This is a genomic window from Pseudomonas sp. PS02303, assembly GCF_029959925.1.
GTDB lineage: Bacteria > Pseudomonadota > Gammaproteobacteria > Pseudomonadales > Pseudomonadaceae > Aquipseudomonas > Aquipseudomonas mandelii.
The window spans coordinates 1-12,956 of record NZ_JASCOM010000169.1; the positions used below are offsets into that span (position 1 = coordinate 1).

11 protein-coding genes are annotated in these 12,956 nt (G+C 61.3%); 5 read left to right on the forward strand and 6 right to left on the reverse strand.

Annotated elements, in window-relative coordinates; all coding sequences use genetic code 11:
- Positions 1–104: 104 nt before the first annotated feature.
- Entirely contained in the window at positions 105–1,475 is a 1,371-nt protein-coding gene (locus QMX98_RS25450) for an aspartate aminotransferase family protein (RefSeq protein WP_282411551.1), read from the reverse strand.
- A gap of 31 nt (positions 1,476–1,506) precedes the next feature.
- The gene (locus QMX98_RS25455) at positions 1,507–3,000 is read right to left on the reverse strand and encodes an aldehyde dehydrogenase (RefSeq protein ID WP_282411552.1); all 1,494 of its coding nucleotides are present in this window, start codon (positions 2,998–3,000) and stop codon (positions 1,507–1,509) included.
- Positions 3,001–3,225: 225 nt separating this feature from the next.
- Between QMX98_RS25455 and QMX98_RS25460 the strand changes: the two genes are divergently transcribed.
- Positions 3,226–4,146, forward strand: coding sequence for a LysR substrate-binding domain-containing protein (locus QMX98_RS25460; RefSeq protein WP_172792587.1), 921 nt, complete (start codon positions 3,226–3,228; stop codon positions 4,144–4,146).
- Positions 4,147–4,316: 170 nt separating this feature from the next.
- Here QMX98_RS25460 and hrpB read toward each other — a convergent pair whose 3' ends face one another.
- Positions 4,317–6,833, reverse strand: a complete 2,517-nt coding sequence (gene hrpB, locus QMX98_RS25465) for an ATP-dependent helicase HrpB (protein ID WP_145308838.1) — start codon at positions 6,831–6,833, stop codon at positions 4,317–4,319.
- 109 nt (positions 6,834–6,942) lie between these two features.
- Here hrpB and QMX98_RS25470 point away from each other — a divergent pair, with 109 nt between their 5' ends.
- Both QMX98_RS25470 and QMX98_RS25475 read left to right on the forward strand, forming a co-directional pair.
- Entirely contained in the window at positions 6,943–7,362 is a 420-nt protein-coding gene (locus QMX98_RS25470) for a hypothetical protein (protein ID WP_010467395.1), read from the forward strand.
- Between the two features lie 29 nt (positions 7,363–7,391).
- A complete protein-coding gene (locus tag QMX98_RS25475) occupies positions 7,392–8,297 on the forward strand; it encodes a cation diffusion facilitator family transporter (protein ID WP_010467394.1) in 906 nt (301 codons plus the stop codon).
- Here QMX98_RS25475 and QMX98_RS25480 read toward each other — a convergent pair.
- A complete protein-coding gene (locus tag QMX98_RS25480) occupies positions 8,282–9,298 on the reverse strand; it encodes a DUF6515 family protein (protein WP_145308840.1) in 1,017 nt (338 codons plus the stop codon). The genes QMX98_RS25475 and QMX98_RS25480 overlap by 16 nt on opposite strands.
- A 435-nt stretch (positions 9,299–9,733) precedes the next feature.
- On the opposite strand from QMX98_RS25480, the gene QMX98_RS25485 reads away from it, so the two are divergent.
- Together QMX98_RS25485 and QMX98_RS25490 are read left to right on the forward strand one after the other, a co-directional pair.
- Positions 9,734–10,213, forward strand: a complete 480-nt coding sequence (locus tag QMX98_RS25485) for an Lrp/AsnC family transcriptional regulator (RefSeq protein WP_007894448.1) — start codon at positions 9,734–9,736, stop codon at positions 10,211–10,213.
- A 194-nt stretch (positions 10,214–10,407) separates the two neighbouring features.
- Positions 10,408–10,617 (forward strand): DUF2788 domain-containing protein, encoded by a 210-nt coding sequence (locus QMX98_RS25490; protein ID WP_010467392.1) that lies wholly within the window; start codon positions 10,408–10,410, stop codon positions 10,615–10,617.
- Here the strand turns inward: QMX98_RS25490 and QMX98_RS25495 are convergent.
- On the reverse strand, positions 10,612–11,253 hold the full coding sequence (locus QMX98_RS25495; RefSeq protein WP_010467391.1) for a pseudouridine synthase: 642 nt from the start codon (positions 11,251–11,253) through the stop codon (positions 10,612–10,614). The genes QMX98_RS25490 and QMX98_RS25495 overlap by 6 nt on opposite strands.
- 70 nt (positions 11,254–11,323) lie before the next feature.
- Complete coding sequence (gene amn / locus QMX98_RS25500) at positions 11,324–12,823, reverse strand: AMP nucleosidase (RefSeq protein ID WP_169858286.1); 1,500 nt, start codon at positions 12,821–12,823, stop codon at positions 11,324–11,326.
- Positions 12,824–12,956: the final 133 nt, after the last annotated feature.

Consider the following 12,956-nt stretch of genomic DNA (forward strand, 5'->3'; position numbering starts at 1 on the left):
AGCCTCGCTCCTGCAGGGTTTATGTCGGCCGCGGAATTGGGCACGACACACAACCTGTAGGAGCGAGGCTTGCCCGCGAAGAGGATCACAAGAGCGCTACAAGATCAAAGCCGGCCGTATTCCTGAGCAGTACGATCGACTGCTTTCAAGGTCTTGCCCACCAGTTCATCAATCTCCTCCCGGCTGGCAATCAAGGCCGGCGCCATGATCATCCGCCCCAGCGTCGAACGAATAATCACCCCTTCCTCAAAGCCAATCGTGCGGCAACGCCAGGCAATGTCGTTCTCATTGGCAAAACGCTTGCGACTGCTTTTGTCCTCGGCCAATTGCAACGCCGCGACCATGCCGACACCCTGAATATCGCCCACCAACGGGTGATTGCCGAACACCTCGCGCAGGCACTGTTGCAGGTACGGTCCGATGTCATCCCTGACCCGCGTCACCACGCCCTCATCGCGCAACGCCGTGAGATTGGCAATCGCCACCGCCGCCGCCACCGGGTGCCCGGAGTAAGTCAAACCGTGGGCAAATACCCCGCCCTGCTCCACCAACACCTGAGCCATTTTCTTCGACAGAATCAACCCGCCCATGGGGATGTAACCGGAGGTCAAACCCTTGGCAATCGACAGCGTGTCCGGCTCGAATCCGAAGTGCTCGTGAGCGAACCATTCGCCGGTACGACCGAAGCCGCCGATCACTTCGTCGGCGCACAACAGCACGTCATACTTGCGGCAGATCCGCTGAATTTCCGGCCAATAACTCTCAGGCGGGAAGATCATTCCGCCGGCGCCCTGGAACGGTTCGGCGATAAACCCGGCGACCTTATCGGCGCCCAGCTCGAGAATCTTCGCTTCCAGTTGCTGCGCCGCCCGCACGCCGAATTCGGCCGGGGTCAGATTGCCCTCGTGAGCGAAAAAGTACGGCTCGTCGATGTGTTCGATATCGGGGATCATGCCGCCCATTTCATGCATGAACTTCATGCCGCCGAGCGCCGTCGCCGCCAGGGTCGAGCCGTGGTAACCGTTCCAGCGACCGATCATGATTTTCTTCTCGGGCTTGCCGAGGATCGTCCAGTAACGCCGCACAGTGCGGATCAGCACCTCGTTGGCTTCGGAACCGGAGTTGGTGTAGATCGCGTGGCTGTAGTGCCCCGGCAACAGGCTGAACAGCAGCTCCGAGAGTTCGATCACCTGCGGGTGAGTGGTGTGGAAAAACATGTTGTAGTACGGCAACTGCTCGAGCTGCCGGGTCGCCGCAGCCGCCAGATCCTTGCGGCCGTAACCGAGGTTGGTGCACCACAACCCGGACATGCCGTCGAGGTAACGCCGACCATCGTTGTCCCACAGGTGAAGGCGCTCACCGCGGACCATCACCCGCGGCCCTTCGTCATTGAGCGCTTTTTGATCGACGAATGCGTGGATGTGGTGCGCAGCGTCGGCGGCCTGGTAGTCGCGGGTTTCACGTGGTGTGGTCATCGCCAGTTCTCCGTTTTGTTATGAGCGGCTGTTATGCGCGCAGCTGAAACCAGGTGGTCTTCAACTGGGTGTATTTATCGAATGAGTGCAGCGACAGGTCGCGACCGAATCCGGACTGTTTGCCGCCGCCAAAAGGCACGGTCACGTCCAGTGCATCGACGCTGTTGACCGACACCGTGCCCGCTCGCAATTGCCGCGCCACACGGTGGGCGCGGTTGAGGTCGTCGGTCCACAGCGAAGCCGCCAGGCCGTAGACGCTGTCGTTGGCCAGTTGCAAGGCGTGGGCCTCGTCGTCGAACGCCGTGACCGCCAGCACCGGGCCGAACACTTCCTCGCGAAACAGCGGCATGTCCGGGCTCACGCCGGTAAAAATCGTCGGCTGAATGAAGTTGTCGGAGCCGTTGAAGATCGACTGCCTGCCCCCGCACACCCTGGTCGCGCCCAGGCGTTCGGCCTGTTGGATGAACTTCATGATGCGCGCGGTCTGACGGCTGTCGACGATTGCCCCGGCGCTGCTCGACGGGTCCAGCGGATCCCCCGGCTGCCAACGCTCGGCCTGCACTTTCAGGCGCTCGACGAACTCATCATGAATCGAACGCTGCACCAGCAACCGTGAGTTGGCCGAGCAGACTTCACCCTGATTGAAGAAGATGCCGAACGCTGCTTTCTCGGCGGCCAGGTCCAGGTCCTGGCAATCGGCGAACACCAGATTGGCGCTCTTGCCGCCGCACTCCAGCCACACCTGTTTCAGGTTCGATTGCGCCGAATACTGCATGAAATACTTGCCGACTTCAGTGGAGCCGGTGAACACCAGGCAATCGACATCCGGGTGCAGACCGAGGGCTTTGCCGGTCTGCTCGCCGAGGCCCGGCAGCACGTTCAGCACGCCCGGTGGTAGACCGGCTTCCAATGCAAGCTCAGCCAGACGCAGAGCGGAGAACGGTGATTGCTCAGCGGGCTTGAGGATCACCGAATTGCCTGCGGCCAAGGCTGGCGCGAGTTTCCACGCGGCCATGTCCAGCGGGAAATTCCACGGCACCACCGCAGCGACCACACCCAGTGCTTCGCGGGTGATGGTCGCCAGCACGTTTTGCGCACTGGGGGCGATCTGGTCGTAGAGTTTGTCGAGGCTTTCGGCGTACCAGCGAAACACCCCGGCGGCGCCCGGCACGTCGATGTTGTAGGCGTCCATCACCGGTTTGCCCATGTTCAGCGAGTCGAGCAGCGCCAGCTCTTCGCGGTGGGTCATGATCAGCTCCGCCAGACGCAGCAACACGTGCTTGCGCTCGCTCGGCGAACGCGCCGACCAGGTGCCGGCTTCGAATACCCCCCGCGCATTGCGTACCGCCGCGTCCACCTCTTCATCACCGCAAGCGGTCACGTTCGCCAGACGCTGGCCAGTGGCGGGGTCGATTGCTGTGAAGGTCTGACCCGACTGCGCCGAACGGGGTTTGCCGTCGATCAGGGCCTGGTCGGGAAACCGCAGCGCGGCGGCTTTGTTTTGCCAATATGCAAGCTCGAACACGTTCAGATGCTCCATGGGCTTTTCTTGTGTCTGAATGGTGGCCCAGGCCCGAGTCCAGTAAAAATAGTAAAAATGTCTTCGCAGACCATGAAAAAACTGGGCAGCCAATCTCCCCGGTGGCGCGGTATGTGGTTATTGTTCAGGCACAACAACACCGTCGTCAGAACGGATGCAGTCGGCGCGAAAATTGCCTGGATGTCGAGTCCATCCACCCCGAGGTTTGCCGTGGCTGCCTACAACCTGCGTCAATTGAAATACTTCATCACCACCGTCGAATGCGGCAGCGTCGCCGAGGCCTCGCGCAAGCTGTACATCGCCCAACCGGCGATCTCCACGGCGATCAAAGGCCTGGAAGACAGCTTCGGCGTGCAACTGCTGATCCGCCATCACGCTCAGGGCGTGTCCCTGACACCAAGCGGCGCACGCTTCTATCGCAAAGCCCAGGAACTGCTGCGCATGGCCAAGGAGTTCGAACAGAACGCCCTCGCCGACAACGACGTGGTGGCCGGGCAAATCGATATCGGCTGCTTCGAAACGGTCGCACCGCTGTACCTGCCGCAACTGATTGCCGGGTTTTCGGCGCTGTATCCAGGGGTGAAAATCCGCATCCGCGACGGCGAGCAGCAAGAGCTGGTGCAAGGCCTGACGTCGGGCACCTTCGACCTGGCGATCCTGTATGAGCACGAGCTCGACGCCACCATTCAGACTGAACCGCTGATGCCGGCGCAACGGCCTTATGCGTTGCTGCCAGCGGACCATCGCTTCGCCCAGCTCAAACAAGTGTCACTACGTGATCTGTGCCTGGAACCGATGATTCTGCTGGACGTGCAACCGAGCCGGACCTACTTCGTCAGCCTGTTCGAAGAACTGAACCTGTCACCGAACATCGCCTTCAGCTCACCGTCGATCGAGATGGTGCGGGGGATGGTCGGGCAAGGGTTCGGCTTCTCGATCCTGGTAACGCGGCCGCATTCGGAATGCACTTACGACGGGAAGAAAGTGGTGTGCGTGGATATCGTCGAAGAGGTCACTGGTTCGGGATTGGTGGCGGCATGGTTGAAGCGCGGGCAACTGACCAAACCGGCGCAGTTGTTTGCCGATTATTGCCGGGAGCAACTCACTGCCAAGGCCGGGGCAGGCACATGAGCCAAGTGAAATCCTGTGGCGAGGGCGCTTGCTCCCGTTCGACTGCGCAGCAGTCGCATCTCCATTGCATGCGGTGTATCTGACACATTCAGGCGGCCGATTATGGGGCCGCTTCGTGGACCAACGGGAGCAAGCTCCCTCGCCACAGTTTTTGTGTTCTACCCCAAGAGTTACTTGCGCGGTTTGATCCGAGCGGTGGCTTCGGCCACCAACGGATCATCCGGCCAATAATGCTTCGGATACCGCCCCTTCAAATCCTTCTTCACCTCGGCGTAGGTACTGCGCCAGAAGTTCGCCAAGTCCTGAGTCACCTGCACCGGCCGCCGCGCCGGGGACAGCAGATGCAACTTCACCACTTGCCGTCCCCCGGCAATGCGCGGGGTATCGGACAGGCCGAACAGCTCCTGTAAACGCACCGCCAGAATCGGCGGCTGTTCGCTGTAGTCCAGACGAATCGAAGAACCCGACGGCACACTCAGGTGATGCGGCGCCTGTTCATCCAGCCGTTGCGGCAGCGGCCAGGGCAGCAAGTTATGGACGATGCTCGACAGGTCCAGATTGGCGAAATGACTGAGGCGCGAGACTTTGCCCAGGTACGGCATCAGCCAGTGCTCAAGGTTTTTGAGCAGTGCGGCATCGCTGACATCCGGCCATTCACTTTCACCCTTACTGCCGAGGTCCAGCTGTCGCAGCAATGCCACGCGCGCCTGCCACTGACGCAGCTCCGGGGTCCACGGCAACAACTCCAGCCCCTTGCGGCGTACCAGATTGACCAGCGCCTGGCTGCGCGCTGTTTCGTCGAGACCGGTCAGCGGTTCGCGGCTGAGGATCAATTCACCAACCTTGCGCTGACGCTCGGCGCGCAACACACCTTCGCGCTCATCCCAATCCAGTTGATCGACCACGCGCACTTGCTCGGCCAGTACGGAATCGAACAGCGCCGGATCAAAATCCGCCGCCAGATAAATCCGTTCCTCGCGCTGCCCCTGACGACTGCCCAGATCCGCAATCACCAACCACGCTTGCTTCATCAGACTGTCTGCTTCAGCGAACAACGCCGCACGGCCGTTGGCCAGGCGATATTCAGCGCCACCGGCGCGGCGTTGCTGGGCGACACGGTCTGGATAGGCCAACGCCAACAGTGCGCCGAGCCAGCGTGGATGATCCGGATCGCTGACCGGCTCCGACGCTTTGCCACGCAGGTAACCGCGATACTGCCGCGCCAGTTGCCGGGCACGTTGCACGCCACCCTGAGCACCGCGAGCCGCACGCTCTTCGCCGGACAACAGCACCAATCGGCTGTGCAGATCCGCTCCGGCGCCACGCAAGATGTCCCGCTCACCGAGCAATGCCGCAACATCGCAGGCCATGTCGGCCAAACCGAGCGCCTGACCGCGCAACAACAAATGGGCGATGCGCGGATGCGCCGGCAATTCGGCCATGGCCTGACCGTGACGGGTCAGCGCGTCGCCGTCCAATGCGCCCAGACGATCAAGCAGATCCTGAGCCTGTGCATAAGCGGCGGCGGGCGGCACGTCGAGCCACACCAATTGCGTCGGTGTCACGCCCCAGCGCCCGAGCTGCAAGGCCAGACCGGCAAGGTCGGCCGAGAGAATCTCCGCGCTGGCATAGGCTGCCAATTGCTCGTGCTGATCCTGCGACCACAACCGATAACACACGCCCGGCTCCAGGCGCCCTGCCCGGCCGGCACGTTGAGTGGCACTGGCTTTTGAAATTCGTTGGGTATCGAGCCTGGTCATGCCGCTGCCGGGATCGAAACGCGGCACCCGCGCCAGCCCGGCATCAATCACCACACGCACGCCGTCGATGGTCAGGCTGGTCTCGGCGATGTTGGTCGCCAGCACCACTTTGCGCTTGCCCGCCGGTGCCGGATCGATTGCCGCGCGTTGGGCGGCGAGGTCCAGTTCACCGTGCAACGGGCAGAGCAACACCTGTGTGCTCTCGCCCAACGCATCCGCCAATTGTTGATGCACGCGACGGATTTCCGCCTGCCCCGGCAGGAACACCAGCACGCTGCCGGTCTCATCATTCAAGGCTTCGAGAATCGTCTGCACCAGGCGCGGCTCGATGAATTCGCCGGGCTGGAACGGCCGACCCCAGCGCATCGCCACCGGGTACATACGGCCTTCACTGCGCAGGATCGGCGCGTCATCGAGCAACCCGGCCAGGCGTTCGCCTTCAAGCGTTGCAGACATCAAAAGGATTTTCAGCGGCTGGTCGTCGCGAAACAGCTCCCGGCCATTCAGGCTCAGGGCCAATGCCAGGTCCGCGTCGAGGCTGCGCTCGTGGAATTCGTCGAAAATCAGCAGGCCAACGCCGTCGAGAGCCGGGTCATCCTGCAAACGTCGGGTGAGAATGCCTTCAGTGACCACTTCAATACGGGTCTTGGGGCCGACTTTGCTGTCCAGCCGGATCCGGTAGCCAACGGTTTCACCGACCTTCTCGCCCAGCTCACTGGCCAAGCGCTCCGCCGCCGCCCGCGCCGCCAAACGGCGGGGCTCAAGCATCAGAATGGTCTGCCCGGCCAGCCACGGCTCGTTGAGCAAGGCCAGCGGAACACGGGTGGTTTTACCGGCGCCGGGCGGTGCTTCGAGCACGGCTTCGTGACGTGTAGCCAAGGCTTCACGCAGGGCGGGTAAAACTTCATCAATCGGCAAAGAAATCATGCTGGCTCCAAAACAGAGCGGCGAGTATAACGGCGAACTGCTCGGCGTTAATGACGGTCCTAATTCATACAGGCGTCCTTTCGTTTTGAAATTATCCAGGAGATTTCATATGCGTGTTCCCTTTCGCTTGATTGGCGGTGTATTGGTCGCGACGTTGCTGACCCAGGTGACCGCTTGCGGATCGATTTTCTATCCTGACCGTCGTGGTCAGATTGACGGCAAGATCGACCCGGCCATCGCCGCGCTCGATGCCGTGGGCCTGCTGTTCTACATCATCCCCGGCCTGATCGCGTTCGCCGTGGACTTCGCCACTGGCGCGATTTACTACGCGCCCGGTGAGACCGCGCAGGTGGCCCCGGAAAAACTCAAGGAAGCGATCGGCGCCGACGGCAAAGTTGATAACCATAAGTTGCAGACTATTCTCGAAACCGAGTTGGGCCGCAGCTTCCCGCTGGATGACCCACGCCTGATTCAACACAAAGGCAGCACCCAGCAACTGGCCCTGTTAGGCCTGCAACCCGCCGCGTAATCCGTGCACGTAAAGGAATAGCCGCCCCTATGATTTCCAGCTCCGAACACGCCCGCCTGCTGCGGCTGGCGACTCGTGCCTCGGTGGCGGTGGCGTGTACGCTGATCGTCGCCAAAGCCATCGCCTGGTGGTTGAGCGGTTCGGTGAGCATGCTCGCCGGGTTGACCGACTCGGCGCTCGACGGCGTCACCTCCTTGCTCAATCTGCTGGCGGTGCATTACGCGTTGCGCCCGGCCGATGACGATCACCGTTACGGGCACGGCAAGGCCGAGTCGCTGGCGGGCATGGCTCAAGCGTTGTTCATTGGCGGCAGTGCGGTGCTGATTTCTTTGCAGGCGATCGAGCGGCTGAAACATCCGGAACCGGTGGGCGCGCCGTGGATCAGCATCGGCGTGATTGTGTTCTCCCTGGCGCTGACCGTGGCGTTGCTGATGTTGCAACATCGGGTGGTCAAGGCCACCGGCTCCAACGCGGTGCGCGCCGACTCCCTGCACTACCGCTCGGACTTGCTCCTCAATGGCAGCATTCTGCTGGCGCTGGTGTTGGCCGGGTTTGGCTGGCATCAGGTCGACCCCTGGTTCGGCCTGGCAATCGCTGCGTACATCTTCTGGAGCGCGATTCAGATCGCCAAGGAAAGTTTTACGGTGCTGATGGATGAGGAACTGCCGCCGGAGGTGAGCCAGCACATGCTTGAGCTGGCCTGCGGCGTTCCGGGGGTGCTGGGCGCGCATGACCTGCGCACGCGGATTTCCGGCAACCAGTGGTTCGTGCAGTTGCACCTGGAATTGCCGGGGGACCTGACCCTGTCAGTCGCCCACGGCATCAGCGATCAGGCCGCCGATGCGATTCACGCCGCTTACCCGCGAGCCGAAGTGCTGGTGCACGCCGACCCGCAGGAAGTGGTACTGGCGGCAAAGACTCAGAAAGAAACCTGATAGCCGCGACTGCTCAGGCAGTTACCTTGAGCCTGGCGGTAGGCTTGCACCACCGACGGGTCTGGCTGGTAGGTGGCCGTCCGCGGATTGAAGCCACTTTGCTGCACCGCGTATTGATAACACTCGTAACCGTCCTGGTTGACCTGCTCCGGCGACTGGCCGTTGGCCGGATAGGCCTCCACGTCGTAGCTGTTGCTGACCGGCTGCGGCTGCATTTGCACCGGCGGCTCGACCACCACGTAGTCCTGAGTGTTTTCCTGATAGGCGTAATACGAACCGGCCGCCAGGAACAGCAGCGCCCCGCCGATCCACACCTCACGCGCGTAATCGGGCAAGTAACTGACTCGAATCCCGCGAGGCGGTTGAACCACCACATAACGCGGGCCTTGTGGGCGATACCAGTAGCCGCCGGAATAGAAATAATCCCGACCACCGTAAGGCACGCGGTAGTCACGGTCCGGGAAGCGGTCGATCACATGACCCGGGCGATATTGCGGGCCGGGGCCCCAGCCATTACCGTGCCCATCCGGACGACCCGCCCACCGACGATCATCGGGACGCGGACCGTTGTTCTGCCATTGCTGGTTGTAATTGTTGCGCTGTGGATTGTCCTGATAGTAACCACGCTGTGGCTGCTGAGTCTGGCGCACCGCGTCGGGGCGACCCTGGATCGGCAGGTCATTGGCCGGGAGCTGCGGTGGCGGCGGCGGTGAGCGAACAGGATTGTTGTAGTCGGGCTGCGGACGGTTCTGCCACTGGCCGTTGTTCTGAGTCTGGCCGTTGTGCTCGAACTGGCGGCTGTTGTCGCCACGAATGATGTCGTTGTCCTGCGGGCGCGGCTGATTATTGCCGCCATGCCCCTGATTGTTGCCCTGATGGCCGTCCGATCCACGTTGCCCGCCATCGGGACCACGGTTTTGCTGATCATCGGCCAGCGATTGCGCAGTGACACTCACACACAGCAAACCAACACCGGCCAAACGCCAGATGCGCGACTTCATGCTTTTCCTCACTGCGGGTTAGGGCCTGTACGTAAGACTGGGAAAGTACAGGGCGGTTCTGCAACAGGTTATCAGTCGCGCAACTTATTTATTGAGGGCCGCTCTCAAATTCCAGGCAAAAGAAAAGGGAGACCCGTCGGCCTCCCTTAGAGAACTTCGTCCGTGCTCGACGCTTATGACGTCGGCTCACCTCACGCCGTCTTCTGGACAGTGTGTAGCTCGGAGGCCGGCACATCCCCTGTGGGGGTGGCGGCCGCCGCCGGCCTGATTCGGCGAGCGGCTATGGACTGTTTGTCCGAGCAGTGATTCTGGTGATAAGAATAGGCCGCGAGTGCCGGCAGAGGATTGCGAAGATTGCTCAATTAAACATCACTTGCGCAATTTTTAACCCTGGATAGATAATCTGCCGCAATAGTTATGACAAAGGCCTGATTGATGAGCAAACTCGACCGATACGACTTGAGCATTTTGGCGGAATTGCAGCGTGACGCGCGCATCTCCAACCAGGAGCTGGCCGAACGCATCGGCCTGTCGCCTTCGCCTTGCTCGCGCCGGGTCAAGCAACTGGAAGACGACGGCTACATCACCCGCCAGGTGGCGCTGCTGGACCGCAAGATGCTCGGCTTGAGCCTCACGGCTTACGTGCTGATCGGCATGGACCGCCATACGCCGGAGCGTTTCGAGAACTTTGAAGCCGCGATTCGAACGTTGCCGCAGGTGCTGGAATGCAGCTTGGTGACGGGGATGGATGCGGATTATCAACTCAAGGTTGTGGTGCCGGATATGGATCACTACCAGAAACTGCTGCTGGGGCATTTGACCCGGATTGAAGGGGTGACCAGCGTTCGTTCGAGTTTTGTGTTGAATCAGGTGCTCAATAGTACCGAGCTGCCGTTGACTCATCTGCGCAGCTGATGTCCCCATCGCGAGCAGGCTCACTCCTACAGTGGATCTCCTGAACACCGAAGACCCCTTGTAGGAGCCTGCTCGCGATAAGGCCGGCACAGGCGACGAATGACTGCGACACACTGCCGCAGGTCAATCCTCCAGCCCGTCCCCATGCCGTATACTCCAGCGCCTTTTAGCCCCGCCCGCGCTGGAGATATTCAATGGATCCTGCCGTACTCGAAGAGTGGATGATGACCGGACTGGTCAGCGTCCTGATCATTTTCATGGGTTTCATCGTCTGGGATCTGGCGAAAAAATCCAAGGCCGGACGTTTTGGCTCGTTCATTCTGTTCTTCGTACTGGGTCTGGGCGTGGCTGCGTTCGTGATCAAAAGCGTGGTCATCGGCCTGATCGAAACCGGCACGCTATAAGCGCGCCGGCACTTCCTTCCACTGGCCCTGATCGAGTCCTTCGATTGTCCAGTCGCCGATTCTGACCCGTACCAGGCGCAACGTCGGCAAGCCGACGGCCGCTGTCATGCGCCGCACCTGACGGTTGCGCCCCTCGCGAATCACCAACTCCAGCCAACTGGTCGGCACGCTTTTGCGAAAGCGCACCGGCGGGTTGCGTGGCCACAGCTCGGGCTCCTCCAATTGCCGCGCCTCGGCCGGCAAGGTCATGCCGTCATTCAGTTCGACGCCGTCACGCAAACGCTGCAACTGCTCAGCGCTCGGCTCACCCTCCACCTGCACCCAATAGGTCTTGGCCAATTTGTGTTTCGGGTCGGCGATTCGCGCTTGCAGCTGGCCATCGTTGGTCAGCAGCAGTAATCCTTCGCTGTCGCGGTCCAGCCGTCCTGCCGGATAGATCCCCGGAATCTCGATGTAATCCTTGAGCGTCGCCCGCCCTCCTTCGTCACTGAACTGGGTCAGCACATCGAAGGGTTTGTTGAACAGGATCAGCTTCGGCTCGGCCGGCGGCGCTTTGGCGACACGGCGCGGGGCTGGGGAGGATGGCGCAGGCTTCGCGCCAGGGCGGCGAGAAACGGGACGTTGTGGACGGGACATGGGAAAGAGGAGCATCTAACGGTCAGGGCTGCCAATGCTAGTGCCCTGACCGTCAAATGACCATCACGAATCAGCGGAACGGCGGCTCGTCGAAGCTGCGCAGTTTGCGCGAGTGCAACGAGTTGAGTTCGGTGCGCAACAGATCCACCGCCTCGATGCCGATCTTCAAGTGCTGGCTGACCGCGCGCTCATAGAAGGCGTTGGCCGAACCCGGCAGCTTGATTTCGCTGTGCAGCGGTTTGTCCGACACACAGAGCAACGTGCCATAGGGCACCCGCAGGCGATAGCCTTGGGCGGCGATGGTGCCGCTTTCCATATCCACCGCCACGGCGCGGGACAAGTTGATCAGCGGACGCTCCTGGGCCCAGCGCAATTCCCAGTTACGGTCGTCGTAGGTCAGCACGGTGCCGGTGCGCAGGCGTTTTTTCAGCTCGTCGCCCTTTTCGCCGGTAATGTTGGCGGCCGCTTGCTGCAAGGCCATCTGCACTTCGGCCAGGGCCGGGATCGGAATGTTCGGCGGCACCACCCGGTCGAGAATCCCGTCGCGACGCATGTAAGCGTGCGCCAGCACGTAGTCGCCAATGGTCTGCGACTGACGCAAACCGCCACAGTGGCCGATCATCAACCAGCAATGTGGACGCAACACCGCCAAATGGTCGGTGATGTTCTTGGCGTTGGACGGGCCGACGCCGATGTTCACCAGGGTCACGCCATGGCCATCGCTGGCAATCAGGTGATAGGCCGGCATCTGATAGCGGTGCCACACCACGCCCGCAGCAATCGCCGAGGCTTCGCCGTGGTCCATGCTCTTTTCGATGATCACGTTGCCGGGCAATACCATGCGCACGAAACGCGGGTCACTGCGCAACTGCTCCAAACCATGGACGATGAATTGGTCAACGTACCGGTGGTAGTTGGTCAGCAGAATCCACGGCTGCACATGACGCCAGTCGCTGCCGGTGTAATGCACCAGTCGACGCAGGGAGAAATCCACCCGCGCGGCATCGAACAGGGCCAGTGGCAGCGGATCGGTGTTCTCCCAGTCGTACAAGCCATCGGCAATGCCGTCGGTCGCGGCGGACAAGTCGGTGCTCGGGAACACCCGCGCCAGCACGGCGGCGGTAACGCCGGAGCCGGCCAGTTCATCGCCCTGCTCGACCACGTAAGGATAAGGAATGTTTTGCTGGCTGATGCCGACTTCGACGGTCACGGTGAAGTCGTGCATCAACGGCACGAGTTGTTCCAGCAGGTATTTACGGAACGCCGCCGGATGGGTGACGGTGACACTGTAGGTCCCAGGCAGCTGAACCTTGGCGTAAGCGCGGGTGGTCTGTGGGACTTCGCCCTGGCAGTGGTAGGTCAGACGCAGTTCGGGATAACGAAACATCGCACGCTGTTCAGCGTCCGGCTCGACTCGGTCCTTGAGATAACGCTTGAGCGCCTGGTTCAGCGCAGTGGTTGCACGATTGTGCAAGAGCGCAAGCCGGTCCACGGCTTGCTCGGCGGTTTGAACGACAATAAAAGCTTCGGTCACGATCAGCATCCTGTGTTCTGACTTGCAGAGCTTCATCTTGCCTGCATCGTCGCTTCACGGGAACAGTGGCGTGTTGGCTATATGTCACTGATAGCCCCTGTAGGAGTGAGCCTGCTCGCGATAACGGCTTGTCAGTCACATAGATGTTGGATGTGCCAACGCTATCGCG

Coding starts and splice junctions, on each gene's coding strand:
- amn (WP_169858286.1), bottom strand. CDS start 12,823: ATGAAGCTCTGCAAGTCAGAACACAGGATGCTGATCGTGACCGAAGCT.
- QMX98_RS25475 (WP_010467394.1), top strand. CDS start 7,392: ATGATTTCCAGCTCCGAACACGCCCGCCTGCTGCGGCTGGCGACTCGT.
- QMX98_RS25480 (WP_145308840.1), bottom strand. CDS start 9,298: ATGAAGTCGCGCATCTGGCGTTTGGCCGGTGTTGGTTTGCTGTGTGTG.
- QMX98_RS25470 (WP_010467395.1), top strand. CDS start 6,943: ATGCGTGTTCCCTTTCGCTTGATTGGCGGTGTATTGGTCGCGACGTTG.
- QMX98_RS25485 (WP_007894448.1), top strand. CDS start 9,734: ATGAGCAAACTCGACCGATACGACTTGAGCATTTTGGCGGAATTGCAG.
- QMX98_RS25450 (WP_282411551.1), bottom strand. CDS start 1,475: ATGACCACACCACGTGAAACCCGCGACTACCAGGCCGCCGACGCTGCG.
- hrpB (WP_145308838.1), bottom strand. CDS start 6,833: ATGATTTCTTTGCCGATTGATGAAGTTTTACCCGCCCTGCGTGAAGCC.
- QMX98_RS25495 (WP_010467391.1), bottom strand. CDS start 11,253: ATGTCCCGTCCACAACGTCCCGTTTCTCGCCGCCCTGGCGCGAAGCCT.
- QMX98_RS25490 (WP_010467392.1), top strand. CDS start 10,408: ATGGATCCTGCCGTACTCGAAGAGTGGATGATGACCGGACTGGTCAGC.